The 24,111-nt window shown below is 72.8% G+C and carries 20 protein-coding genes; 8 read left to right on the top strand and 12 right to left on the bottom strand.

Translation table 11 applies throughout. The features are described 5' to 3' along the window. Positions 1–262: 262 nt before the first annotated feature. The 3 genes from OHA81_RS02965 to OHA81_RS02955 all read right to left on the bottom strand — a co-directional run bounded on the left by OHA81_RS02965 (position 263) and on the right by OHA81_RS02955 (position 2,140). Complete coding sequence (locus OHA81_RS02965; protein WP_329192449.1) at positions 263–571, bottom strand: hypothetical protein; 309 nt, start codon at positions 569–571, stop codon at positions 263–265. A gap of 80 nt (positions 572–651) precedes the next feature. Further along, entirely contained in the window at positions 652–1,107 is a 456-nt protein-coding gene (locus tag OHA81_RS02960) for a flavodoxin family protein (protein WP_329192448.1), read from the bottom strand. Positions 1,108–1,255: 148 nt separating this feature from the next. Then, positions 1,256–2,140 carry an MBL fold metallo-hydrolase gene (locus tag OHA81_RS02955; RefSeq protein WP_329192447.1) on the bottom strand — a complete coding sequence of 295 codons (885 nt, stop codon included), beginning with the start codon at positions 2,138–2,140 and terminating at the stop codon, positions 1,256–1,258. A 130-nt stretch (positions 2,141–2,270) separates the two neighbouring features. Here OHA81_RS02955 and OHA81_RS02950 point away from each other — a divergent pair, with 130 nt between their 5' ends. Continuing rightward, positions 2,271–2,699 (top strand): MarR family winged helix-turn-helix transcriptional regulator, encoded by a 429-nt coding sequence (locus OHA81_RS02950; RefSeq protein WP_329192446.1) that lies wholly within the window; start codon positions 2,271–2,273, stop codon positions 2,697–2,699. A 73-nt stretch (positions 2,700–2,772) separates the two neighbouring features. On the opposite strand, the gene OHA81_RS02945 is transcribed toward OHA81_RS02950, so the two are convergent. Continuing rightward, positions 2,773–6,039 carry a bifunctional cytochrome P450/NADPH--P450 reductase gene (locus OHA81_RS02945; protein ID WP_329192444.1) on the bottom strand — a complete coding sequence of 1,089 codons (3,267 nt, stop codon included), beginning with the start codon at positions 6,037–6,039 and terminating at the stop codon, positions 2,773–2,775. A 187-nt stretch (positions 6,040–6,226) separates the two neighbouring features. Between OHA81_RS02945 and OHA81_RS02940 the strand changes: the two genes are divergently transcribed. Both OHA81_RS02940 and OHA81_RS02935 read left to right on the top strand, forming a co-directional pair. Further along, positions 6,227–6,904, top strand: a complete 678-nt coding sequence (locus OHA81_RS02940; protein WP_329192442.1) for a PAS domain-containing protein — start codon at positions 6,227–6,229, stop codon at positions 6,902–6,904. 98 nt (positions 6,905–7,002) lie between these two features. Beyond that, positions 7,003–7,950, top strand: a complete 948-nt coding sequence (locus tag OHA81_RS02935) for an SDR family NAD(P)-dependent oxidoreductase (protein ID WP_329192439.1) — start codon at positions 7,003–7,005, stop codon at positions 7,948–7,950. A 33-nt stretch (positions 7,951–7,983) separates the two neighbouring features. Here OHA81_RS02935 and OHA81_RS02930 read toward each other — a convergent pair whose 3' ends face one another. From OHA81_RS02930 to gnd, 4 genes are all read right to left on the bottom strand, one after another. After that, on the bottom strand, positions 7,984–10,386 hold the full coding sequence (locus OHA81_RS02930) for a glycoside hydrolase family 65 protein (RefSeq protein WP_329192437.1): 2,403 nt from the start codon (positions 10,384–10,386) through the stop codon (positions 7,984–7,986). Further along, positions 10,386–11,126, bottom strand: coding sequence for a beta-phosphoglucomutase family hydrolase (locus OHA81_RS02925; RefSeq protein WP_329192435.1), 741 nt, complete (start codon positions 11,124–11,126; stop codon positions 10,386–10,388). Before OHA81_RS02925 ends, OHA81_RS02930 begins: the two co-directional genes overlap by 1 nt. Positions 11,127–11,240: 114 nt before the next feature. Further along, a complete protein-coding gene (zwf, locus tag OHA81_RS02920) occupies positions 11,241–12,698 on the bottom strand; it encodes a glucose-6-phosphate dehydrogenase (RefSeq protein ID WP_329192434.1) in 1,458 nt (485 codons plus the stop codon). A gap of 11 nt (positions 12,699–12,709) precedes the next feature. Then, on the bottom strand, positions 12,710–13,753 hold the full coding sequence (gene gnd, locus OHA81_RS02915) for a phosphogluconate dehydrogenase (NAD(+)-dependent, decarboxylating) (protein ID WP_443056412.1): 1,044 nt from the start codon (positions 13,751–13,753) through the stop codon (positions 12,710–12,712). A gap of 230 nt (positions 13,754–13,983) precedes the next feature. On the opposite strand from gnd, the gene OHA81_RS02910 reads away from it, so the two are divergent. Next, positions 13,984–14,997: a hypothetical protein gene (locus OHA81_RS02910; RefSeq protein WP_329192432.1), complete on the top strand. Its 1,014-nt coding sequence runs from the start codon at positions 13,984–13,986 to the stop codon at positions 14,995–14,997. 100 nt (positions 14,998–15,097) lie between these two features. On the opposite strand, the gene OHA81_RS02905 is transcribed toward OHA81_RS02910, so the two are convergent. Next, on the bottom strand, positions 15,098–15,925 hold the full coding sequence (locus OHA81_RS02905; protein ID WP_329192430.1) for a TioE family transcriptional regulator: 828 nt from the start codon (positions 15,923–15,925) through the stop codon (positions 15,098–15,100). A gap of 58 nt (positions 15,926–15,983) precedes the next feature. Here OHA81_RS02905 and OHA81_RS02900 point away from each other — a divergent pair, with 58 nt between their 5' ends. After that, complete coding sequence (locus OHA81_RS02900) at positions 15,984–17,186, top strand: erythromycin esterase family protein (RefSeq protein WP_329192429.1); 1,203 nt, start codon at positions 15,984–15,986, stop codon at positions 17,184–17,186. A 112-nt stretch (positions 17,187–17,298) separates the two neighbouring features. Here OHA81_RS02900 and thpR read toward each other — a convergent pair whose 3' ends face one another. Further along, on the bottom strand, positions 17,299–17,880 hold the full coding sequence (gene thpR, locus OHA81_RS02895) for an RNA 2',3'-cyclic phosphodiesterase (protein WP_329192428.1): 582 nt from the start codon (positions 17,878–17,880) through the stop codon (positions 17,299–17,301). 267 nt (positions 17,881–18,147) lie between these two features. On the opposite strand from thpR, the gene OHA81_RS02890 reads away from it, so the two are divergent. Then, the gene (locus OHA81_RS02890) at positions 18,148–18,981 is read left to right on the top strand and encodes a helix-turn-helix transcriptional regulator (RefSeq protein ID WP_329192426.1); all 834 of its coding nucleotides are present in this window, start codon (positions 18,148–18,150) and stop codon (positions 18,979–18,981) included. Here the strand turns inward: OHA81_RS02890 and OHA81_RS02885 are convergent. After that, entirely contained in the window at positions 18,953–20,356 is a 1,404-nt protein-coding gene (locus OHA81_RS02885; RefSeq protein WP_329192423.1) for an amidohydrolase family protein, read from the bottom strand. The two genes, OHA81_RS02890 and OHA81_RS02885, sit on opposite strands and share 29 nt — an antisense overlap. 172 nt (positions 20,357–20,528) lie before the next feature. Then, positions 20,529–22,718: a catalase/peroxidase HPI gene (gene katG, locus OHA81_RS02880; RefSeq protein WP_329192421.1), complete on the bottom strand. Its 2,190-nt coding sequence runs from the start codon at positions 22,716–22,718 to the stop codon at positions 20,529–20,531. Positions 22,719–23,097: 379 nt separating this feature from the next. Here katG and OHA81_RS02875 point away from each other — a divergent pair, with 379 nt between their 5' ends. Then, entirely contained in the window at positions 23,098–23,505 is a 408-nt protein-coding gene (locus OHA81_RS02875; RefSeq protein ID WP_329192419.1) for a hypothetical protein, read from the top strand. Positions 23,506–23,623: 118 nt separating this feature from the next. Next, entirely contained in the window at positions 23,624–24,079 is a 456-nt protein-coding gene (locus OHA81_RS02870; protein WP_443056411.1) for a DUF7144 family membrane protein, read from the top strand. The last annotated feature ends 32 nt before the right edge of the window (positions 24,080–24,111 follow it).

Raw genomic sequence — 24,111 nt, 5'->3', positions numbered from 1 at the left:
AGGGAGACCCTCCGGACGCCGCGGGTCCGCCCGTGCGGGTGCGGCGTCCGGGGTGGTGGCGGCGCTGCTCGCGACGGGCCGGATTGTGGGAGGGTTGAAGGGATCGACCAGCCCGGTTCTGTCGGCCAGCCCCCGCCGACCGCCGGCCCTCCACGCCCGGAGTGATCTGCCCACTCGGGGCGCCGGCATGGATGCCACCGCCCCCCCACCGCCCCCTTACCTCTCCGTCGGAACACCGGGTGAGCCGGATGCCCGCGGCTCCTCAGGCGCCGAGCCGCGTCACCGCGGCCTGCAGCACGGAGGCCAGCACCTCGGGATCGGCCTTTTGCGGCGGGCTGAGGGCAGACATCGCGTCCAGGTCCCGTGTGGAGGCGACTTCCAGGGCGCCCTCGTACGCGGGCTCCTGCAATCGGGCGGCCGGCACGACCTCCACCCGGCCCTGGATCACGATGAGAACCCGCTCCTCGCCCGCGTGCTCCAGCAAGGCCCGGACGTGATCGGGCGTGACCGTGGTGGACTGCGACCCGGGCGGTTTTCCGGGACCTGCGGCATGCGATACGCCGTCTGCCATGGCGTCCTCCTGCTACCTCACCCGGCCCCTGCCCAGGCACCGAGCGGTTACTCATACCGCCGGTGCGACGCCGGTGCCCCTCAGACCCGAAGCCGCTCGGCGAACCTCCGCGCGGCGGCCAGGTCGCCGGCGTGCGGGCGCTGCTTGTTGAGCCCACCGATCAGCTTGAACGGCGCCCAGGTGTCGAACGCCCGGCACGAGAAGCTCCCGTCGACCGTGAACCCCTTGCCTTCGAGGAGCCGGATCACGGGGCGGGTGAACGGCGCCGGCGGGATCTCCGGCAGCCCACTGGTGGCGAACACGAACGCCCGGCCCCGCCCGGGGGGAAGGGCCCTGACGAAATCGGTCAGCCGGGGGTGCAGCCTGCCGTAGAAGACGCCCGAGCCGAAGCCCACGAGGTCCGCGCCGGCCAGCGCCGTCAGATCGGCCTCCTCGGGGGGCACGACGTCGGCCCCGCCCAGCGCCTGGGCCATGACGTCGGCGACACGACGCGTGTTGCCGTGCATCACGGAGGCGCACACGATGACGGTCTTCATGGTGCTGATCCCTTCTCTCGCTCCTGCAGCGAGGACAGCGCAGCACCGCCGGATGTGACACCCCCGGTGGCGACGGGCCGCCACCTCGTACCGGTACGGCGACCGGTACGGGCCCACAGCGCTTCTCCGCGGCCGTCCCGGACGGGGGTCAGGCGTCCACGGGCCGCCAGGCCGGTCCGTCGCCGTCGCGCTCGACGCGTCCGAACACCACGTCGGCGAAGTGGACGCCGAAGCCGATCGTGCCGGGCTTCGCCAGCTCGGCGACGAGGCGACGGCGGTGGTCGGCGGTCCGGGCGCCGTCGTGGTCGAAGGCCGCGGACCATTCGGGGTGGTCGATCTGGACCGGGGAGTGCGCGGCGTCGCCGAAGGCGATCAGACGCCGCCCGCCCCCGGTGATGACGTACTCGGCATGCCCGTGGGTGTGACCGGGGGTGATCCGGACACGTACGCCGGGGAAGACCTCCTGCCCGTCCGCGATGGTGCGCACGCGCGGTGCGAGAGCGGCGACCTGCTCGCTCATGCCCCCCTCCTCCAGGACGTCTCGCCGCTCCCACTCCGGCCCGGAGATCAGGTAGTCGGCGTGGCCGAACGCGAGCCGGTCCGTGCCGGGGGAGGGGAGGCAGGCCCAGCCGAGGTGGTCCGGGTGGAGGTGGGTGAAGGCCACCGCTTCGATGTCCTCGGGGCGGCGGCCGAGGTCGCCCAGGCCCTGCGGGAGCGCGCCTCCGCGGATCACGGAAAGGGGGCCGTCCGGAGCCTCGAACGTCTGCGGGCCGATGCCGGCGTCGATCAGCAGCGCGCGATCGCCGTGCTCCACCAGCAGGGCGCCGACGCTCCCCACGAGGTGGCCGGTGGCGTCCACGTACTCCGGGTGTGCGGCCCACACCTCGTCGGTGGTGTCCTGGAGCAGTTCCAGGGGCCGGAAGCGCACGTCGCCATCCGGAACGTACGAAACCTTCGTGTCGCCGAGCCGTATCGACCGGATCCCCGCCGGCCTGCGCAGGCGTTCGTCGCGCTGCACCGTCAAGTCGCCCATGAAATACCTCCTGTGATCGGTCATCAGACGGCCGCCGCCCCCCGGCGGCGACGAGGCCAACCATAAACATCAAGCTCGAATCATTCAAGCTGTAAATGTTTTGCCTTGATGGACTTGCTAGGGTGGAGGCATGACGACGCCCCCCGACTCCCAGGCCATCGCCGAGCGCCAGCTGTGCGGTCTGGTGAACGGGCTGGCGCAGCGGATCGGCGAGCACGTACGGGAGCGCGCGGCCACCCTGGGCCTCACCGCGCCCCAGGCGACCGCGCTGCGCGAGATGAGCGGGCCGATGACCATGCGGGAGCTCGCCGAACGGATGAGCTGCGAGCCCTCCAACACCACGTTCGTCGTCGACAAGCTGGAGAAGCAGAACCTGGTCGAGCGCCACCCGCACCCCACCGACCGGCGTGCCAAGCACCTCGTCCTCACCGCAGAAGGCGCCGCACTGCGCCGGCGCCTCCTCGACCTCCTCGCCGTGGACAGTCCGCTGTCCGGCCTCACCCCGCAGGAGCAGCGGGTTCTCCACGGACTGCTGGAGCAGGCCGTCACCCACCCCTGAGCGCTGAGCGCGTGCGGGAACGGCGTTGCGGCGGCGCCGCATCGAACCGCGCCGCCGCCGGTGGGCGCCGCCGTCAGCCGCCCACGTAGACGTCCTCCACGTAGCGGCCGTCCGCGATCAGCCCCCGGAGCCATTCCGCAGCCGTCGACTCGTCCTTCCCGCTGAACCGGACGTACAGCCGGCGGAACGCCTCGCGGACGCCCGGGGCCATGCGGGAGCCGTCTCCGCACACGTGGATGCGGGCGCCCGCTTCCGTCAGCCGCCAGACCTCCTCGCCCTCCGCCTCGATCCGGTGCTGCACGAAACGGACCCGGCCCTCGGGCGCCAGCGAGAAGGCGGGGCGCATCGACACCGCCCCCTCGCGGTCGGCGTCCTCCAGCTCCGCCCGGTGGAGATAGTCCACATCCGGGTGGTCACAGCCGAAGTAGCACAGCGCGGGCGCCAGTTCGGCTCCCGACGCACGCAGCGCGCGGCGGTCGGCGATCGCCCCGCGGAACGGCGCGAGGCCGGTACCCGCGCCGATCATGATGACCGGCGTCCGCTCGTCGTGCGGGATGCGGAAGGCCTCCCGGCACGGCTGTACCCGGGCGAGGACCGTGTCGCCGGGACGCACCCGGTGCAGGTACGAAGAGCCCACTCCGCGGAACACGCCGCCCCGGCCCGAGCGGTGGGGCGCTTCCAGGAGCGAGATCATCAGGTCGGCCCGCCCCGGACCGGCCGAAGGGGACGAGGAGATGGAGTAGTGGCGGGGCCGCATGGGCTCCAGCAGCTCCAGGAGCACGGGCCACGGCAGGCGGCCCTGGAGCGCCGGGTGCTCCTCGATCAGGTCCACGAGGCTGCCCGGGCATGCTCCGTCGCCGGCCGTCCCTGCCGCGAGCCGTTCCAGTGCCGCCTTCTCCGGCGGGCACGGGTTGTGCGCCGCGAGGACGGCCGCCTGCTCGGCCGTCACCGGGGTCTGGAGCTCCACGTACCGGGTGAGCAGTTCCCGCACGGCGAGGGGCCGGTCGACCGGAAGGGTGGTCCGGCCGGGGCGGCGGGTCCGGATGTCCAGCACCGTGTCCAGGTCGGCTCCCAGGATCCTGGCGGCCCGCTCCACCTGGGCCGGGTCGTTGGCCGGGAGGACGGCGAGGTGGTCGGCGGTACGGTAGCCGACCCCTTCGGGAAGCCTGAGGCGCAGGAAACGCTTCGACCTGCCGGCCGGGTGGCCGAGGTCGGCGAGGTCCCCGGTGTGCGTCACCGTCATCGGCCGCAGATCGTGCCGCCGGGCCAGCGCGTCGAGCGGCTCACCCGTGATCTCGGCGACCTCGTACACCGGGACGTGCGACTCCTGCGACCGGGAGGGGGCCACGGACGCCGGGTCGCCGTAGCACTCCAGCAGCGTACGGCGCAGGGCGGCGGTGAAGCCGCGCACCGCCCCCGCGAGGTCCCCGGAGGCGTCCGCCTCGCCACGGTCCATCAGCCGCGCCGCTCCCGCCGAGGCGAGGCGGCCGTCGATGAGCGTGGGCACCTGCTGGTAGGTGGCGGCCCAGTTGCGGTCCCCGACGCCCAGGACGGCGTACCGCACGCCCTCGGCGGCACCGGGGGCCGCCTGCGCCAGCCAGGAGACGAATCCCGCAGCGTCGTCGGTGGGCTGTCCGTTGTACGACGCGGCGACGACGACCAGCGGCCCGTCCGTGGGCAGCCCGCCGTCACGGTGGTCGTCGAGCGGCGCGACACGGGTCTCGAAGCCCAGCTCCCCGGCCATCGCGGCCAGGTCCTGCGCGTACGAGCGGCAGGTGCCGAAGTTGGACCCGTGCAGCAGCGTCAGCCTCGTACCGGGAACGGCCCGGGTGGGGGACGCGCCCGCTGCCGGGGTCTGCGTGTCCTCCCGCCGGCCGGCCGCCATGACCGCCCCGAGGGCCGCACGGTTGCGGGCGCGGTCGGCCGGGGTGCGCCGGCCCAACGCCATCGTGAACCCCTCGGGCTTGAGCGTGAGCGTCTCCTTGATGCGCAGCTCGTAGCGCGCGTGGTCGACGAGCCGGTAGCGGTGCACGAGCATGCCCAGCAGCATCGTCGCCTCGTGGAGGGCGAACTGCCGTCCGATACAGGCGCGTTCCCCGGTCCCGAACGGCTTGTACGCGTGCGGGGAACGGGCCGCCTCGGCCTCGGGGGCGAACCGGTCCGGGTCGAACTCCTCCACGTTGTCGCCCCACAACGGGTCGCGGTGCAGCATCGGCGTCAGCACCAGCATCCGCTGCCCCGCCTTCACCGGGTAGCGGCCCCCGATCACGGTGTCGGCGCGCGCCTCGCGTGCGAACGCGGCGGCGGTCGGCCACAGCCGCAGTGCCTCGCCCAGCACCTGGCGTACGTAGCGCAGTCTGCCGACGTCCTCGAAGGAGGGCTCCGGGTCCGGGTCGTCGCCCCACAACGCGTCCGTCTCCGCCTGGGCCAGGTGCAGCACCGCCGGGTTCTTCAGCAGGTAGTACAGCGCGAACGAGAGCGCGCCCGATGTGGTCTCGTGGCCCGCGATCAGGAAGGTGATCACCTGGTTCCTGATGTTCGCCCCGTCGAGCACCTCGCCGGACCGGGGATGGGGGGAGCCCAGCATCAGGCCCAGAAGATCGTCGGTCGAAGTGTCCCCCGAGGCCTTGCGCTGCTCGATCACCTCGTCCACGACCCGGGCCAGGTAGGCGGCGTCCGCCGCGAACGCCTCGTCCTCGGCCGTGTGGTCCGCGCCGGGCACCCGGCCGAGTCTGGCCTGGCTGTGGGCGAGGGCCCGGACGAGCGCCTGGACGAACGGGTGCGCCTGCTCACGCTCGAAGGACGCGAAGTCGTAGCCGAACCCGGACAGGCCGATGGTGTCCAGGGTCATGCGGGTCATGTCCTCGGCGACGTCGACCGGGGCCGACACGGCGGCGTCCCCGGCGAACCGCGCGTCCCAGGAGCCGATGAGCCGCCTGGCCACCCGCAGCATGTGCGGGTGGTAGGTGCGCATCGAGGTGAGGGCGAAGGCCGGGAGCAGGATGTCGTGCGCCTTGGCCCAGTTGGGCTCGTCGTTGTACGCGGTGAACAGCCCGTCGGCGGCGACCTCGCGCACGTTCTCCAGCGCCGGGCCGATGCCCTTGACGAAGCGCTGCTCGTCGGAGAGTTCCTCCACCAGCGCCGCCGCGCTCACGAACACGGTCTCCCGGTCGTGGAAGCGCTGGACGAAGACCGGCCCGAGCCGGCGCGCGTGGCCCATGGCGCTCTGCAGCGGGGTGCTCGTCATCCCCGATTCGCTCACGTCGACGACCGGCAGGTGCGGAGCGTGCGGAGCGGCGTCGTCAAGGGGTCCGGTGCCGGTGGTGTGCGGTTCACTCATGGCGTCTGCCTCTTCTGGTCACGTCATTGCCTGGACCTGTGCACCCGCCCACTGGCCGGGTGCCGTCTCGTGTCCACGGTGACGCGGCCGCCGGGGCGGACCCGCACGAGAACTACCTATTCTTGTAGTGGTGTTTTCCGTGCCGGGCCTTGATCGGGGGCAGTTGGCCGTGACAGAGGGAGAGTGCGTGACGCAGCCGTCACCACAGGTGTTGAGCGAGGCGGCCGCGGCCTGGCGGTCACGGTTCGTCAGCCTGTTCGACCGGGCACCCGTGGCCTTGGCCATCAGCGACGCCTACGGTCTGATCCTCGGCGCGAACCCCGCGTTCGCCTCCGCATGGCAGCTCCAGCCGGGAAAACTGGAAGGCCGCCGGCTCCTCGACATCCTCACTCCGACCAACGACCGGCAGCTGCGCAGACTGGACGAGGCCCTGCGCTCGCGCCGCAGGTCCCGCTACCCGGTCGAGGTGAGCTGGCAGGCCCGGGGAACCGCCCGCCACGGCCGGGTCACCGTCGAACCGGTCTCCGACCCCCAGGACGACGTCCCCCGCCTGTTGGTCTCACTGACCGAGGAGCCCGGCGGAGCCCGGCCCGAGCGGTCGCCGCAGGACGCGGCCAACGGCCTGAGCGCACAGGAGGCACGCATCCTGCCGCTCGCCGCGGCGGGGGCGTCGGGATCGGCCATCGCCCGCAAGGTGGGCCTCACCGTCGACGGCGTCAACTACCACCTGACCCGCCTGTGCAGACGGCTCGACGTACCCAACCGCCCCGCCCTGATCGCCCGCGCCTACGTCCTGGGTCTCCTGGACCCCACGGCGTGGCCCCCGCGCGCGACGATGCCGACGGGCACGACGGACCGTCGGTGAGGCGTCGGTGACCCGTCGGCGGCGTGTCGGTGGCGTCTGGAACCGTGGACGGGAGAGCTGCCCGCGGGGCAGCCGCACAACCGCGAGGGAGTCCCGCCGTGTCGTCCACGTCCTCCACCCAGCCCTGGGACGTCCATCGCCCACCGCCCGCCCACGGCAAGGTCTTCCTGGTCACGGGCGGCAACGCCGGCATCGGGTACTTCATCGCGGAGCAGCTGTCCGCCGGCGGAGCCACCGTCGTGCTGGGCAGCCGGAACCCGGCGAAGGCGGAGGCCGCCACGGCCTCGATCCGCGCGCGGGTCCCCGGCGCGCGGGTGCGGACCGTACGGCTCGACCTCGCCGACCTCCCGTCGCTGCGGACAGCGGTGGAAGCACTGGGCGCCGAACGCCTCGACGCGGTGGTCCACAACGCCGGTGTCGCGCTCGACGACCCGCCGCGCAGACAGACCGCTGGGGGGCACGAGCTCATGTTCGCCACGAACCACCTCGGGCACTTCGCGCTGACGCACTGGCTGATGCCCCTGCTGTCGGCCGCACCCGCGGCCCGCGTCGTGACGGTGGGCAGCTTCGCGGCGAAGACCGAGCGGCTCGACCTGGACGACCTGCAGTCCCGGAAGGACTACCAGCCCAAACGCACCTACGGACGCTCCAAGCTGGCACAGATGTACTTCGGCCTCGAACTCGACCGCCGCCTGCGCGCCGTCGGGAGCCGGGTGGCGAGCGTCGTGGTCCACCCCGGCGGCGCGCTGGACTCCCTGACCCCGTCACGGCCGCCCGTCCACGTGCGGACCCCCGGCGCACGGCTGCGCGGGGCGCCGGCCGGCCTCCTCGTCCAGGGCAAGGACGCCGGCGCCTGGTCCGCCGTCCGGGCGGTGCTCGACCCGGACGTGCGCGGCGGACAGCTGTGGGGCCCCCGCGTGTTCGGCCTGCGCGGCCGGCCCCGGCGCGAGCCGGTGTGGACCCACCTCGCCGACACCTCCGCCGCGGCAGGACTGTGGGAGGCGAGCCGTGACCTGACCGGCGTCGACCCCGCCCGCCTTCCCTGAAGCGCGCACCAGCCCTCCGGTCCCTGCCGCGCCTCAGGCCCCGGGGGTGCGGCCCTTGGGCTGGCGGGGTTCGGGGGAGTCGGGCGCCGGGGGAACGGGAAGGTCCGCGGGCGCGCCCGTGGTCAGCCCGACCGGGGTGCCGTGGTGCATCACGGTGAGGGGCCCGCCGGACAGGAGCGTGTAGCGGGCCGTCGCCTGGCCGATGTCGACGCGGATCCGGCGCTCCCTGACGCGGACGTTGAAGGCCAGCCGGGTCAGCGAGGTCGGCAGGCGCGGGGCGAAGCGCACGGGCGCCTGCGGTTCCTCGGCTTGTGGACTCCCGGTCTGCTGGTCCCGAAGGCGCGCGGCGGGGGCCGGACGGGTGCGGCGCAATCCGCCGAGGCCCTGTACCAGGGCGATCCAGGTGCCGGCGAGCGAAGCCATGTGGAGGCCGTCGCGCGTGTTGTGTTCGAGGTCGTCCAGGTCCATCAGCGCCGCCTCGCGGGTGTACGCCCAGGCGAGGCGCAGGTGGCCGGTCTCGGCGGCGAGGACGGCCTGGCAGCAGGCGGAGAGGGAGGAGTCCCGGACCGTCAGCGGCTCGTAGTACGCGAAGTTGCGGACCTTCTCCTCCGCGGTGAACTCGTCCGGGCACGTGAACATGGCCAGGACCAGGTCCGCCTGCTTGACGACCTGCTTGCGGTACAGGTCGAAGTACGGGAAGTGCAGCAGCAGCGGGTACTGGTCCTCGGAGGTGCGGTCGAAGTCCCAGGGTTCCTGGTCGGTGAAGCCGTCGGCCTGCTCGTGCACCTGGAGCCGCTGGTTGTAGGGGATGGCCATCTGCGCGGCCGTGTTGCGCCAGTCCGCGATCTCCTCGGCGTCGACGCCGAGGTCCGGTGCCCGGTCCGGGTGGCGCGCGACGGCGTCGGCCGCGGCGAGCAGGTTCCGCCGGGCCATGGCGTTGGTGTAGAGGTTGTCCCGGGCGACGGCGCTGTACTCGTCGGGGCCGGTGACCCCGTCGATGTGGAAGACGCCGTCGGAGTCGAAGTGGCCGAGCGAGCGCCAGAGCCGTGCGGTGTGCACCAGCAGGTCGAGTCCGGGGCCGCGGTAGAAATCCCGGTCCTCGGTGGCGAACACGTACCGCTCGACGGCCGCGGCGATGTCGGCGTTGACGTGGAAGGCGACGGTCCCGGCGGGCCAGTAGCCGGAGCATTCGGCGCCGTTGATCGTGCGCCAGGGGAAGGCGGCCCCGCCGAGTCCGAGCTGGCCGGCGCGTTCGAGGGCGCGGGGGAGGGTGGAGTGCCGCCACGCGAGGGCGGAGGCGACGGTGTACGGCGCGGTGTGCGTGAGCACGGGCAGGACGAAGGACTCGGTGTCCCAGAAGGCGTGGCCGTCGTAGCCGGTGCCCGTGAGGCCCTTGGCCGGGATGGCGCGGCGTTCGTTGCGCGCGGCGGCCTGGTAGAGGTGGAAGAGGGCGAACCGGACGGCCTGCTGGACCTCTTCGTCGCCCTCCACCTCCACGTCGGCACAGTCCCAGAACTCGTCCAGGCAGGCCCGCTGTGCGTCGAGCAGTCCCTGCCAGCCGGTGGTCCGCGCCCCCGCCAGCCCGCCCTCCACCTGGTCCCGCACGGCGGGCAGGGACCGCTGCGCCGACCAGCCGTAGGTCACGAACTTGACGAGCCCGAGCCGTTGCCCGGGTTCCAGGGTGGCGGTGACGGTCAGGCGGGCGACGTCCGGTTCGCTCTCCGCGGCCCACGCGGTGCCGGCGGGGCCTTCCACGATGTGGTCGGCCGCCACCGCGACGCGCTGCCCGCTGGTGGCCGTGCAGTGGACGAGGCGCAGCCGGGTGCCGTGCGCGTAGTGCTCCTCGGGCAGCAGCGGGGACTCGATGGCGGCGGCCATGCGGGGGTCGCCGGAGGCGGTGGGCAGCTGCTCGTTGGCGACGAGCTCGGACTGCACGGCGATGGTGGCCGGGCCGTTGACGGCCTCGACGGTGTACGAGATCGCCGCGACGGCCCGCTGTGCGAGGGAGACGATGCGGTGGGAGGTCAGGCGCACCGTTCGCCCGGAGGGCGTGGTCCACTCCACGGACCGGCTCAGGACGCCGCTGCGGTAGTCCAGGACGCGTTCGTGCGAGACCAGTTCCCCGTAGCGCAGATCGAAGGGGTGGTCGTCGACGAGCAGCCGGATGATCTTGCCGTCGGTGACGTTGATGGTCGTCTGCCCCGACTCCGGATACCCGTACCCGGCCTCGGCGTAGGGCAACGGGTGGGTCTCGTACACGCCGTTGAGGTAGCAGCCCGGCAGGCCGTGCGGCTCGCCCTCGTCCAGGTTTCCGCGCCAGCCGAGGAGGCCGTTGGAGAGGGCGAACACGGATTCGCTCTGCGCGAGGACGTCGAGGTCGAGGGCGGTCTCCCTCAGCTGCCAGGGCTCGGTCGCGAAGTTCTCATGAGTGATCATCAGCGGTCCAGCAGCTCGGCGAGGTCGGTGACCACGACGTCGGCCCCGTGCGCGCGCAGTTCGGCTGCCTGGCCGGTGCGGTCGACGCCGACGACGAAACCGAAGCCGCCCGCCTTGCCGGCGGCCACCCCGGCCAGCGCGTCCTCGAACACCGCGGCATCGCGCGGGTCCGTACCGAAGAGGCGCGCGGCCGCCAGGTAGCTGTCGGGGGCGGGCTTGCCGCGCAATCCCTGCTCGGCGATCGTGAGGCCGTCGACCCGGTCTTCGAAGAGGTCCTCGATGCCGGCCGCCACCAGCACGTCCCGGCAGTTGGCGCTGGAGGAGACGACGGCCCGCCGCAGCCCCGCGTCGCGCACGGCGCGCACGTAGGCCACCGAACCCTCGTAGGACTCCACCCCCTGCTCGCGGACCGCACGGAGCACGAGGTCGTTCTTGCGGGTGCCCAGACCGTGCACCGTCTCCTGGTCGGGGCCGTCGCCGCTCGTGCCCTCGGGCAGTGTGATGCCGCGGGAGGCGAGGAAGGTGCGCACGCCGTCCTCGCGGGGACGGCCGTCCACGTACTCGTCGTAGTCGTGCACGGCGTCGAAGGGCACGAAGGCCGGGCCCTCGCGGTCGGCCCGCTGACGCAGGTAGTCGTCGAACATCTCTTTCCAGGCGGCCGCGTGGACCTTCGCGGTCCGGGTGAGGACGCCGTCGAGGTCGAACAGGCAGGCGCTGACGTGGTCGGGGAGTCCCAGCATGCCGTCGAGGCTAGGAGGGGACGGCGGCCGGTGCGCACTGCGGCGCCCGCAGGAGGAGCGCGGTCCCCCGTACGGCTGAGGTGGCGTGGCGTTCGGAGCAGCCCGACCGCCGTCTCACCGCCGTTCGGGCAGGTGCCACCGGTAGGGGGCCACGAGGGACCCGATGGCCTCGGGCCCCCAGGATCCGGGGGCGTACGGGGCGACGGGAGGCGGTGCGTCCAGCAGCGGGGCGGAGACCTCCCACAGGCGTTCGATGCCGTCGGAGCGGGTGAAGAGGGACTGGTCGCCGAGCATGGCCTGGAGGATGAGGTGCTCGTACGCCTCCAGGGAGTTCTCCGTGGTGAAGGAGCTGCGGTAGCCGAAGACCATGTCGGCCTCCGCGAGTTGCATGGAGGGGCCGGGCTCCTTCACGAGGAACCGGGCGGTCAGGGAGCCGGGGTCGGCGAAGTCGATGACGAGTTCGTTGGCGCGGCCGTCCGCCGCCTCCCGGGCGTCCAGGGGGAACATGCGCAGCACGGGCTCGCGCAGGCCGAGGGTGACGACGTGCCGGCCCTCGGCCAGCGCCTTGCCCGACCGCAGGTGGAAGGGCACGCCGGCCCAGCGCCAGTTGTCGATGTCGACGCGCAGCGCGACGAAGGTCTCGGTGTCCGAGTCCGCAGCGACGCCCGGCTCGGCGCGGTAGCCGGTGTACTGGCCGCGCACGACGTGCGCGGGGTCCAAGGGCCGCATGCTGTGGAAGACCTTGACCTGCTCGTCCCGCAGCGCCTGCGCTTCGAGCGAGACCGGCGGCTCCATCGCCACGAAGCCCAGCAGCTGGAACAGGTGCGTGACGACCATGTCGCGGAAGGTGCCGGTGCCCTCGAAGAAGTGGGCGCGGCCCTGGATGTCGATCTGCTCGGGCACGTCGATCTGCACGTGGCTGATGTGCTCCCGGTTCCAGAGCGGCTCGAAGAGACCGTTGGCGAACCGGAGGGCAAGGATGTTGTCCACCGCCTCCTTGCCGAGGAAGTGGTCGATGCGGAACACCCGGGACTCGTCGAAGACGGCGTGGACGGCCCCGTTGAGCGCGCGGGCGGACGCGAGGTCCGTCCCGAAGGGCTTCTCGACGATGACGCGCGCGTCCCGGGCCAGGCCCGAGGCCCCGAGCAGACCGACGACGGAGGTGAACGCCACGGGCGGGACGGCGAGGTGGAACAGCCGCCGCGGAGTGCCGCCGACGGCCTGCTCGGCCTCGTGGACCGCCGTCACCAGCGGCTCGGGGGCGTCCGGGTCGGCCGCGCCGAAGGACAGTGCGGCCTCGAACTCCTGCCACGCGGGACCCTCGGGGCGCGAGCGGCCGAACTCCGCCACGGCCTGGCGCGCGTGGACGCGGAACTGCTCGTCGCTCAGCGCTTCGGCCGCCGGCGCCGAGCCGACGATGCGGTAGCGCTGCGGCAGGAGCCCCGCCTTGGCGAGGTGGAACAAGCCGGGCAGCAGTTTGCGCCTGGCCAGGTCACCCGTCGCGCCGAAGAGCACGACCACGTGGTTCGCGGGGCGCGGCTGGGGCCGGTCCTCGGCCGGGTCCGGGTCCATGGCGGCCCTCCTCACGCGTCCGCGCCGGAGCGCTTCTCGGCGTGCCCGCCGAACTCGCTGCGCATGGCGGACAGCACCTTGGCGGTGAACTCACCGAGCCCCCGGGACTCGTAGCGCTGGTAGAGGGCCGCGCTGATGACGGGGGCGGGCACGCTCTCCTCGATGGCCGCGAGCACGGTCCAGCGCCCTTCCCCGGAGTCGGACACCCGGCCCGTGAAGTCGTCCAGCCGCGGGGAGCGGGCCAGGGCGTCGGCGGTGAGGTCGACGAGCCACGAGCCGACGACCGACCCGCGGCGCCACACCTCGGCGACCTCGGCCACGTCGATCTCGTACCGGTAGGCCTCGGGGTCGGACAGGGGGGCGGTCTCGGCGTCGGCGGTACGCGTGCGCAGGCCGGCATCGGCGTGCTCGATGATGGCGAGGCCCTCCGCGATGGCGGCCATCATCCCGTACTCCACTCCGTTGTGGACCATCTTCACGAAGTGGCCGGCGCCGCTCGGCCCGCAGTGGAGGTAGCCGTGCGGGGCGGTGCCGTCGGTACGGGTACGGCCCGGGGTGGGCTCGGCGCTGCCGGTACCGGGCGCGATGGTGCGGAAGAGGGGGCCGAGCCGTTCCACGGGGTCCCGCTCGCCGCCGATCATGAGGCAGTAGCCGCGCTGCAGACCCCAGACACCGCCCGAGGTGCCGCAGTCGACGTAGTGGACGCCGCGCTCGGCGAGGGCCCGGGCCCGGGTGATGTCGTCCCGGTAGTAGGAGTTGCCGCCGTCGATGACGGTGTCGTCGGGGTCGAGGAGCCCGACCAGCCGGTCCAGGGTCTCCTGGACCACGCCCGCCGGCACCATGAGCCACACGGCCCGGGGCCGCTCCAGCCGCTCGACGAGCTCCTCCAGGGAGAAGGCCGGCGTCGCGCCGTCCGCCTCCAGCGCCCGTACGGCATCGGGGCTGACGTCGTTGACCACGCAGCGGTGGCCGTCCCGCACGAGCCGGCGCACCAGGTTGGCACCCATCCGGCCGAGTCCGACCATCCCGAGCTGCATGGGTGCGTCCGATGTCATCGCCGTTCTCCCGTTCTCCCGTTCCTGGCCGCCGCTCCGCGGGTCCGCGGCAGCGCCCGTACGACCCTCCGCCTCCGCGCCCACTCTGCCCGCCGGCCCCGCCCGCGGCACGCCGAACTGCGCCACTCGGCCCCGTCGCCGGTCCCGGGGCACGGGCGGCGGATGACCGCCCCGGGCCGTTGCGGGTGGCGGGCGGGAACCGGACAGGGGCGCCGGCCGTCGTACCGTTCATGATCGACACCACCAACCTGACGGCTGGGCAACTGGCCGACGCCTGGCGGCCCATCCGCGCCACGTCCCCGGCGGACGAGGCGGACCCCCTGGTCCTGGAGTGCGCCCGCAGGCTCATCGCCGACCCGGGCGGGGAACAGGCGCACCTGTGGGTGGCCGGGCTGGTGGCGATGACGGGCTACCTCGCCTGGCGCCCCGGGCCGGCCGCCGAGCGCGCGGCCCGGGGCGCGTTGCGCGCAGCGGCCGAGGTGCTGGGTGAGCGGCCCTGCCCGCACGACAGCCACCCTTACGAGGCCCGGATGGACTCGCTGGAGGACGAGGTGTGGGCCGGCAGAACCAGCCTGGTCGGCGAACGTCCCACCGGCACCGGACCGGTCCTGTGCCCGGGCAACGTGGCGGGATGGGCTCGACTCGCCCTGGACGTGATCGCCCCGTTCACGGTCCGGCGGATACCCGCCGGAGCTCCCGCGTACCACCACAGTCGCATCAAGACCCTCTCGGGGATAGTGAACGACTACCCCTACGACAGTCCCCGCGACGTGCTGGCGGACGAGGCCACCTTCCTGCCCTCCCGGCCGACCCGCGGAGTGCTGGCGGGCTACCTCGTGACGATGCACGCGACCTGCTGGTACGCGGCGTCGGGGCGGATCACCGACCGCTCCGTGCTCGAAGCGATGATCAAGGGCATCGGGGAGGGCGTGCGGTTGCTGGGCGACAGCCCGTGCGACCACGCCCCGGGCGGGCATCCCGATACCGACGATCCGGACTGCGCCGGCAGCGTCGGCTACCTGCTGCGCAGCCCCGGCGGTCGGGCCGAGATGGCCGAGGACCACGGGTGGGGCGACGACGAGGGCGATGACGGGGCGGCCGACGACGAACCCCTGGACGCCTGGGTGTGCCCCGCCTTCCTGCGCGACCTGGCGGACGAGGCCCTCGCTACGCTCACGGACGCTCTGGAGGGTTTCGCGGCGGCGGAGGACGAGGACAACGCCGAGGGGACGCAAGCGCTCTGACACCCCGGCATGAGCGGGCCGCGGACGACCGGAAGCCGGAGGCCTGCGGCCCTCCGGCTCCGCGAGCGGCCCGATCCGGTCCTGGCGCCGCAGGCCCGCCTCATCCGCGCTCGCGGAGGTACGCCTCCAGTGCGGCGGCGCCGGTCAGCATCGCCCGGCCACGGGCGGACAGCCGGCCGTGCCAGTCGTACAGCGCGGACTCCAGCGGCTCCAGCCCACCGGCCGACCGCACTTGGGCGATCAGCGGTGCGATCTGGCCGAGCAGGTAGCCGCCCCGCCTGAGCTGGTGGGCCAGCCGGGCGTCCCGTACGTCGGCCTCGTCGTAGACGCGGTACCCGGTCAGCGGGTCCCGGCGCGGCCGCACCAGCCCGGCGCGTTCCCACTTGCGCAGCGTCGCCGGCCGGAGGCCGAGCTCCTGCGCCAGCGGCCCGATGAACGTGCCTCCCGAGAACGTGCCTCCGGACGCCCACACCCCCGTGCCGCCGGATCCCCACACCCTCGTGCCGCCGGCCCTCGACGCCTTCGCCTCCGCCGAGCGCCCGGACACGGAAGCCGGCGCCAGATCGCACAGGGCGCCCTCCACGGCGCGGAGCGTCCGCCGGTCGTCCAGCAATTGGGCGTGGCTCTCGTCGATCAGGCGGAACGCCTCGTCCGCCGCGTCCTGGTTCACGGCCCGCATGATCGACGCCGACGTCCGGTGGCCGTGACCGGGCACCAGGGCGAGGAACGCCCCGAGGGCCAGCGCGTGCAACGGGGTGTAGGTGCGGTAGCCGTGCGGCGTGCGGCCGGCGGCCGGAAGGATGCCGTCCTCCTCGTAGTTCCTCACGGCCTGCGAGGAAAGACCGTGCTCCCGCGCCAGGTCGATCGGCCGGAGGTACCCGCCGCTACGTCCGCCGCCATGTCCGCCGTTTTGAAGGTTTCGCGCCACGGGCCCCAGGCTATCGGGCCCAAGTTTCAACCGAAGGTTCAACGATAGCGTTGAACCCATGGCAACGGACATCAAAGACACCGTTCACCCCCTCGACGCCGCGGCCGTCATGAAGCTGCTCCCGGTCAGGCCGCGGCTCCTCGCCCTGGGCGAGCCCACCCACGGCGAGGACACCCTGCTCGACGTGCGCAACGCGCTCTTCCGGCAGCTCGTCGAACACGAGGGCTACCGGACGATCGCGATCGAGAGCGACTGCATGAGGGGCCTCGTCGTGGACGACTACGTCACCTCCGGCGCGGGCTCCCTCGACGACGTCATGGAACGCGGGTTCAGCCACGGCTTCGGCGCGTCCGCGGCCAACCGCGCACTCGTGCGCTGGATGCGCGCCCACAACGACGGCCGGCCCGCATCCGAGCGGCTCCGCTTCGCCGGTTGTGACGGCCCGCTGGAGATGACCGGGGCGGCGAGCCCCCGGCAGGCCCTCACCGCGCTCCACGGCTACCTTTCGGCCCAGGTGGACCCGGACCTGCTCCCCTGCACCGCGCAGACGCTCGACCGCCTGCTCGGCTCCGACGACCGGTGGACCGAGTCCGCCGCGATGACGGACCCGGCCCGGTCCGTGGGGCAGTCGGCCGGGGCCAGGGAGCTGCGGCTGCACGCCGACGATCTGGTGGCCCTGCTCGACGCGCAGACGCCGTACCTGATCACGGCGACTTCACGGGAGGACTGGGACCGGGCGCGCCTGTACGGGCGCACCGCCACCGGCCTGCTGCGCTACCACTACTGGATGGCCGACACCTCACCGAGCCGTATGGCGCGGCTGGTTGCCCTGCGGGACCGGATGATGGCCGACAACCTCCTCGCCATCGCCGAACGGGGCCCGGCACTGGTCCACGCCCACAACGGCCACCTCCAGCGCAACAAGAGCACGATGCGGATGGGCGGCCTGCCGCTGGAGTGGTGGAGCGCCGGCGCCATCGCCGGCGCCCACCTGGGCGAGGGCTACGCCTTCCTGGCCACGGCCGTCGGCACGATCCGGCACCGGGGAGTGGACACCCCGGAACCGGACACCGTCGAGGGGCGCCTCTACGCCGTCCCGGAGGACCGCCACGCCGTCGACGCCCGCCGGCTGGCCGGCGTCCTGCGTGACGCACCCCCCGCGCCGCGCGTCTCCCCGTGGTTCGGCTACGCCCCACTCGACCCGGCCCACCTGGAGGACACCGACGGCATCGTGTTCGTCAAGGACCTGCCGCAGAGTTAGGGCGCCTGCCGGCCGGGCCCGAGCGGGTGTCCTACGGGCCCGGCGAGAGCGAGCTGTCCGGCGCCTTCCCCGCAGAGCGCGGAGGCGGCCGCCGCAGGCCCCGTCGAGGGACTCACTGCCCGCGGAGGTCCCAGGCCTCGATGTCGCGGTAGTGGATGGGTCCGGGACCACGGCCGATGTTGCTGCCGACGAGGTGCAGGCGTTCGGCCTGCCACCGTCGACCGGTGAACGCGGCGAGTTCGCCCGCGGCCTTCACCACGCTGTGGGGGTCGTCGCGGCGGGCTCGGGCCAGGGTCAGGTGGGGGCGCAGCGGCCGCTCCTCGAAGGCGATGCCGCACTGCCTGACCACTCGGCGGACTTCGCCGGTGAGCCGGTGGAGCCCTTCGAGGTCACCCCTCAGCCCACTCCACAGCACCCGCTCGTCGAAGTGCCCGCTGCCGTGCAGCGCCAGCTCCACGGGCGGGGTCACGGCGGCGAGTTCCGCAAGTGGCGGCCGCAGGAGCGGAACTGCCGAGACGGGAAGCTCGCCGAGGAACGCCAGGGTGACGTGCCAGTCCTCGATGCGGTTCCACCGCATCCGGGGATACGCCGCGTAGGCGGGCCGCAGCTCGCGCGCGAGCTCTTCCTTCGCGTCGTCGGGCGGGGCGAGCGCTATGAACACGCGCACGGTCGAGGCCTGGGTCTGTTCCTTCACGAAGGACTTAGTACACCACCGCCGACCCACCTGGTGCCGAGGGGGTGCCGAGAGGAGTGGTGAGCCGGGAGAGGGGGTGGGGGCAGGAGGCCCCGGTCCCGGGTCGGGCGGCCTCATCCTCACGAGCCCCTGACGGCAGCGCGGCCCGGGGCCCGCAGGGCGCGCGGCCGACGGGAGGACGGACAGCGGGGGACGACCGGCGGCGGACGGGCGGACGACTGCCCCGTGACAGTGGGCAGTTCCGTCCTGTGCCGTTAGCCTGCCGACGTGAGCAGCAACGATCTCGGCGATTTCCTGCGCGCCCGGCGCGCCCGCCTGCAACCCGCCGACGTGGGTCTCGCCTCCCACGGGGCCCGCAGGGTGCCAGGGCTGCGGCGGGAGGAGGTCGCCGTCCTGGCGGGCATGAACAGCGACTACTACGCCCGCCTGGAACAGGGCCGCGAGCGCAGCCCCTCCCCGCAGATCCTCGACGCGATCGGCGGCGCCCTGCGCATCGACGACGAGGCGCGCGCACACCTGTACCGGCTGGCCGGCACGGCCCCGGACGGTGACCGGCCGCAGCCCGCGGAAAGGGCGGGCGTCGCGCTGCGCCGGCTCCTGGACGGCTTCACCACCCCGGCGTTCGTCCTCAATCCGGCCACCGACTTCCTTGCGGCGAACACCATGGCCAACGCGCTGTTCACCCCGTTCGAGAAGACGGACAACCTCGCCCGCATGACCTTCCTCGACCCGGCCGCACGCGGGTTCTTCGTCCACTGGGACAGCGCGGCCGAGGCGGTGGTGGCGTCCCTGCGCCACGCCACGGGCCTGGACCCGGACTACCGGCGCCTGCACGGCCTGGTCCGCTCACTGGCCGGGGCGAGCGAGGAGTTCGCCGCACTCTGGTCCGCTCATGCCGTCCACGCGAAGACCCGTGACGCCAAGGAGGTCTTCCACCAGGACGTAGGGTGCCTCTCCCTGACCTACCAGACCTTCGACGTCCGCGAAGCGCCGGGCCAGCAGTTGGTCGTCTACGACGCCGAACCGGACAGCCCCAGCGCCCGATCGCTCGATCTGCTCGGCAGCCTCCACGCTAAGCGGCGGCCCGTTCCCGCGGGTTGAGCACGTACGCGCGCGACGCGTGGACCTCGTCGCGCAGCGCGGGCAGGTCGACGTCGAGGACCCGGCCGTCCCACTTGCGGGGCGTGCCATTGACGAGAACGGCGCTGATGTTGCGGGCGTCGGAGCCCAGCACGACGGTACCGACGGCGTCGTTGAGCGGCATGTTGTTGAGGTCCTCGGCCCGCAGGACCAGGAGGTCGGCCTTCTGGCCCGGGGTGAGGGAGCCCGTCACGCCGTGCAGGCCGTTGGTGCGGGCACCCTGGAGGGTGGCGAAGTCCAGGACGTCCCGGGTGGTGATGCGCCGGGGCTGCCGGCCGGTGCCGTACACGGCGTTGACCGCGCGCATCCGCTGGATGGCGTGCAGGGCCCGCATCTGCGTGAACATGTCGCCGGCCAGAGCCACCTCGACGTCGATGCCCAGACCCGGGCGCACACCGGCGTCCAGCGCCTCGTCGACGGCCGGGACCGCGGTCTCCAGGCCGATCTGCGCCTCCGAGGTCGGGGCCAGGGAGACGGTCGCGCCGCTGTCGCCGATCGCCTTCCACGCCTCCCGGGTGAGGCCGGTGGCGTGGATGAGCGTCACGTCCGGGCCGAGGAGGCCGTTGCGGGCCCAGCCGAGTACGGCCTCGGAAGAGGTCTCGCCGAAGACGGCGTCGATGCTGACACCGACTCCCAGGTCCTTCGCGGTACGGGCGAGGGCGGGGCCGTAGGCGAAGTCGGGCCCGGCGATCTCCTCGGTCGCCAGGGCCGCCAGTCGCAGCGTCAGCAACTGGTCTCCGCCCGCGAAGTACCGGTCCCTGAGCCGGCTGAGGTCGCCGGGCCACTGCTCGTCCCAATCGCCGAAGTGCGGGCCCATGGAGGCGTGCACGCCCCGGATGCCGCTGTCGGCCAGGGCCTGGACGGCGGCGTCGGAGTGCTCCGGCGTACGGGAGTTGTGGGAGAAGTCGAGCATGCAGGTGATACCGCTGTCGATGGCGGTCAGTGCGGCGAGCCGCGTCCCGACGTACATGTCCTGTGGCCGGTAGACGGGGGCGTAGCCGGCCAGGGTGGATCGCACGTATGCCCCGAGGTCGTCGACGTCCGGCATGATGCGGCGCAGTTGGGTCTGCCAGGCGTGCCGGTGGGTGTCGACGAATCCCGGGGTGAGGATCGTGCCGGCCGCGTCGACGACCACTGCGCCGTCGGGGTGCAGAGCGGGGCCGAGCGCGGAGATCGTCTCGCCCTCGACGAGCAGGTCGGCGCCGGTGAGGACACCGAGGCCGGGGTCCATGGTGACGATGGTCGCGCCGGTGAACAGGATGCGCCGGGCCGGGTCGGCCGACTGGCGCCGGATCTGTTCGAGCACGGCAACGCTGGTGGTACCGGGGGAGGTCATGGGAGATCCGTTCGTCGTGCCGGACCGCTGGGGTACGGGCGGCCGGCTTGCCCCTCCAGCGTGGGCCGGCCCGGCGACGACAACCAGGACGTGCTGTGCCCGGGTTCCGCGCACCCGGGGCCCCACCGGTGGTCCGGGCCGGCCGACGGGAGGCCGGCCCGGACGACCGGGCTCAGGCGAGGTCGAACCGGTCCAGGTTCATCACCTTGTCCCACGCGGCGACGAAGTCACGTACGAACTTCTCTCCCCCGTCCTGGGACGCGTAGACCTCCGAGGCGGCCCGGAGCTGGGAGTGTGCACCGAAGACGAGGTCGACGGCGGTGGCGGTCCACGTCGTCTTGCCCGTGGCGGCGTCCCGGCCTTCGAAGACGTTCTCCGTCGACGTCGACGCCTTCCACTCCGTCCCCATGTCGAGCAGGTTGACGAAGAAGTCGTTGGTCAGCTTCCCCGGCCGGTGGGTGAGGACCCCGTGCTGGGACTGCCCGAAGTTGGTGTCCAGGACCCGCATGCCGCCGATCAGGACGGTCATCTCGGGAGCGGTCAGGGTCAGCAGGTTGGCTCGGTCCAGCATGAGCGTCTCCGGCGACAGCTTCTCCCCCTCCCGCAGGTAGTTGCGGAACGCGTCCGCCTTCGGTTCGAGCACGGCGAACGACTCCACGTCCGTCTGCTCCTGCGAGGCGTCCGTGCGCCCCGGTGCGAACGGCACCGTGACCTCGTACCCGGCGTCCTTCGCGGCTCGTTCGACGGCGGCGCAGCCGCCCAGGACGATCAGGTCGGCGAGCGAGACCTTCTTCCCGCCGGCCTGTGCCCCGTTGAACTCCTGCCGGACCTGCTCGAGGGTTTCCAACACCTCGGCCACCTCGGGCGAGTCGTTGACCTCCCACTGCCTCTGCGGCGCGAGCCGGATCCGTGCCCCGTTGGCCCCGCCGCGCTTGTCGGTGCCGCGGAAGCTCGACGCCGACGCCCAGGCGGTGGTGACCAGCTGGGGGACGGACAGACCCGAGGCGAGGATCCTGCCCTTGAGGGCGGTGACGTCCTCGTCCGAGACCAGCTCGTGGTCGACCGGGGGGACCGGGTCCTGCCACAGCTGCGGCTCGGGGATCCACGGGCCGAGGTAGCGCGAGAGGGGGCCCATGTCGCGGTGCAGCAGCTTGTACCAGGCCTTGGCGAACGCATCCGCGAGCTGGTCCGGGTTCTCGTGGAAGCGCTTGGCGATCGGCCCGTAGACCGGATCCACCTTCAGCGCGAGGTCCGTCGTCAGCATCATGGGGGCGTGCCTCTTCGACGGGTCGTGGGCATCGGGCACCGTGCCCTGCGCCGACGGGTCCTTGGGAGTCCACTGCTTGGCGCCGGCCGGGCTCGTCGTGAGCTCCCAGTCGTACGCGAAGAGGTTGTCCAGATACCCGTTGTCCCACTTGGTGGGCGTGGCGGTCCAGGCACCCTCCAGCCCGCTCGTGAGCGCGTCGGCGCCCTTGCCGCTGCCGTAGGTGTTCTTCCAGCCCAGGCCCTGCTGCTCGATGGGGCAGCCTTCGGGCTCGGGACCGATGTACTCGGCGCCGACCGCACCGTGGCACTTGCCGAAGGTGTGGCCGCCGATGATGAGGGCGGCCGTCTCCTCGTCGTTCATCGCCATGCGCCCGAACGTCTCGCGGATGTCCCTGGCGGCGGCCATCGGGTCGGGGTTGCCGTTGGGCCCCTCGGGATTGACGTAGATCAACCCCATCTGCACGGCACCGAAGGGACCGGTGAGTTCCCTGTCGCCGCTGTAGCGCTCGTCCCCGAGCCAGGTGTCCTCCGGCCCCCAGAAGATCTCCTCGGGCTCCCAGACGTCCTCGCGCCCGAAGCCGAACCCGAACGTCTTGAACCCCATCGATTCCATTGCGCAGTTGCCGGCGAAGACCAGGAGGTCGGCCCACGAGATCTTCCGGCCGTACTTCTGCTTGACGGGCCAGAGCAGACGACGGGCCTTGTCGAGGCTCGCGTTGTCCGGCCAGCTGTTGAGGGGGGCGAAGCGCTGGGCCCCGGCGCCGCCACCGCCCCGCCCGTCGGCGATGCGGTACGTGCCCGCGGAGTGCCAGCTCATCCGGATGAAGAGCGGTCCGTAGTGGCCGTAGTCGGCGGGCCACCAGTCCTGCGACGTCGTCATCACCTCGAAGACGTCCTGCTTGAGCGCGTCGAGGTCGAGCGTCGCGAACTCCGCCGCGTAGTCGAAGTCCGCGCCCAGCGGATTGGACAGGGGCGAGTGCTGGTGGAGCACTTGAAGGTCCAGCTGATTCGGCCACCAGTCCCGGTTCGACCTGGGTCGAGTCGGCGTGGGGGTCGGGGAGGGGATTACCGGGTTCTCGCTTTCGCTGCCGGACACGTCCGTCCTTCTTCCTGTCTCGGAGTTTCCTGGTGCTGGCTGCTTGCCTGTGACGTCGGGTGCCCGTCGGTTGCCGAGCAATGCGACCCGGGCGCCATGGAGCCCCGCCAGCTGGAAACGCCTCACCAGACCCGCGCCAGTCGACGCGGGGGCTAGACCGGCCGGCGAGAGACCCATCCTCACGCACCGCCGCGGCCCGCCACCTGCTCGACACGGCCGCGCACCGGCTGTTCCTCAGCCGGCCCGGCCGTGGACGGCCGGCGGGGGATCGGCCGGGCGGGCGGACCTACGGCGTGGACGCGCGCCCGGCCGGGGCCGCGTCGAGGACAGTGGCAGGGGGCCGGCCCCGGCCCTTGACCCGGAAGTATCGGAGGAGCCGGTGACGGCCGAGAGCATGACCGGCGCGGAGCTCGCGGAGAGCCTGCTCCAGGACACGGACGACGAGGGCATCCGGGCCGCGACCCGTCTGCTGGGCGCCCACGACAACGGCTTCTGGCTGCGGCGCCTCATGGAGGACCGGACGCTCGAAACGGCCGCCGACAGGCCCCTGGTCAAGCGGTCCGGGGGACACCGGTCGGTCGACTGGGACGCGCTCGGCCGCCTCATGCTCACGCTGGGGTGGTCCCGCCGGGCCTCCAGGAGCGAAGTCGCGGTGCTGGAGGTCGCGGCCTCCCTGGTCGGGGGGTGCGCCGTACAGCTCCGGCAGGTCATCGAAGCGCTCGACGGGGCGGAGTTCCGGCTCGTCCTGCGGGCGATGGAGGAGGCGGCCTCCGGCAGCGCCCCCTGACCGGGGGCCGCCAGGACCGTCACCCGAATGGACGCGCTCCGGTGCCCTCGCCCCGACTGCGGCCGGATGCTGATCCCGGCGCCACGTTCCGGCGCACCGCCCGATGAAGGAGTCTGTCGTGGCACAGCCTTCGACCCCCCAATCCTCCGCACGCGCCCCTCGCGGCGGTGATCCCTACAGCGGCCGCAGCGCCTGGGCAGCGGGCGGCACCTTGTTCGCAGGGGTCCTCCTGCTCGTGGACGGCGTCCTCGGCATCATCAAGGGCATCACCGGCCTCGCGAAGGACGACGTCTACGCCCACCTGGGCAACTACGTCTTCAAGTTCAACCTGACCACCTGGGGCTGGATCCACCTGATCCTGGGCATCATCCTCGTCGTCGTCGGCGCCGGGCTCCTCAAGAGGGTGCTCTGGGCGCGGGTCGCGGGTGTGGTGCTGGCCGGGTGCGGCATCATCCTCGACTTCATGTGGATGCCCTACACACCGGTCTGGGCGATCATCTCGATCCTGATCGGCGTGTTCGTCATCTGGGCCCTGTGCAACACCCCCGACGGCGACCGCACCTCGGCCGTCTGACCCCGGACGTCAACCGCGTCAGGGACCGCCCG

This window comes from Streptomyces sp. NBC_00667 (assembly GCF_036226825.1).
In the GTDB taxonomy this organism is placed as follows: Bacteria; Actinomycetota; Actinomycetes; order Streptomycetales; family Streptomycetaceae; genus Streptomyces.
Note: the sequence above shows the minus strand (reverse complement) of the source record. Positions and strands in the feature narration are given on the sequence as shown.

Bases quoted from the DNA above. Each gene is read 5' to 3' on its own strand.
- OHA81_RS02955 (WP_329192447.1), bottom strand. From the start codon at position 2,140: ATGGGCGACTTGACGGTGCAGCGCGACGAACGCCTGCGCAGGCCGGCG.
- OHA81_RS02925 (WP_329192435.1), bottom strand. From the start codon at position 11,126: ATGCTGGGACTCCCCGACCACGTCAGCGCCTGCCTGTTCGACCTCGAC.
- OHA81_RS02930 (WP_329192437.1), bottom strand. From the start codon at position 10,386: ATGATCACTCATGAGAACTTCGCGACCGAGCCCTGGCAGCTGAGGGAG.
- zwf (WP_329192434.1), bottom strand. From the start codon at position 12,698: ATGGACCCGGACCCGGCCGAGGACCGGCCCCAGCCGCGCCCCGCGAAC.
- OHA81_RS02965 (WP_329192449.1), bottom strand. From the start codon at position 571: ATGGCAGACGGCGTATCGCATGCCGCAGGTCCCGGAAAACCGCCCGGG.
- OHA81_RS02960 (WP_329192448.1), bottom strand. From the start codon at position 1,107: ATGAAGACCGTCATCGTGTGCGCCTCCGTGATGCACGGCAACACGCGT.
- OHA81_RS02885 (WP_329192423.1), bottom strand. From the start codon at position 20,356: ATGACCTCCCCCGGTACCACCAGCGTTGCCGTGCTCGAACAGATCCGG.
- OHA81_RS02945 (WP_329192444.1), bottom strand. From the start codon at position 6,039: ATGAGTGAACCGCACACCACCGGCACCGGACCCCTTGACGACGCCGCT.
- OHA81_RS02900 (WP_329192429.1), top strand. From the start codon at position 15,984: ATGGCAACGGACATCAAAGACACCGTTCACCCCCTCGACGCCGCGGCC.
- OHA81_RS02950 (WP_329192446.1), top strand. From the start codon at position 2,271: ATGACGACGCCCCCCGACTCCCAGGCCATCGCCGAGCGCCAGCTGTGC.
- OHA81_RS02910 (WP_329192432.1), top strand. From the start codon at position 13,984: ATGATCGACACCACCAACCTGACGGCTGGGCAACTGGCCGACGCCTGG.
- gnd (WP_443056412.1), bottom strand. From the start codon at position 13,753: ATGACATCGGACGCACCCATGCAGCTCGGGATGGTCGGACTCGGCCGG.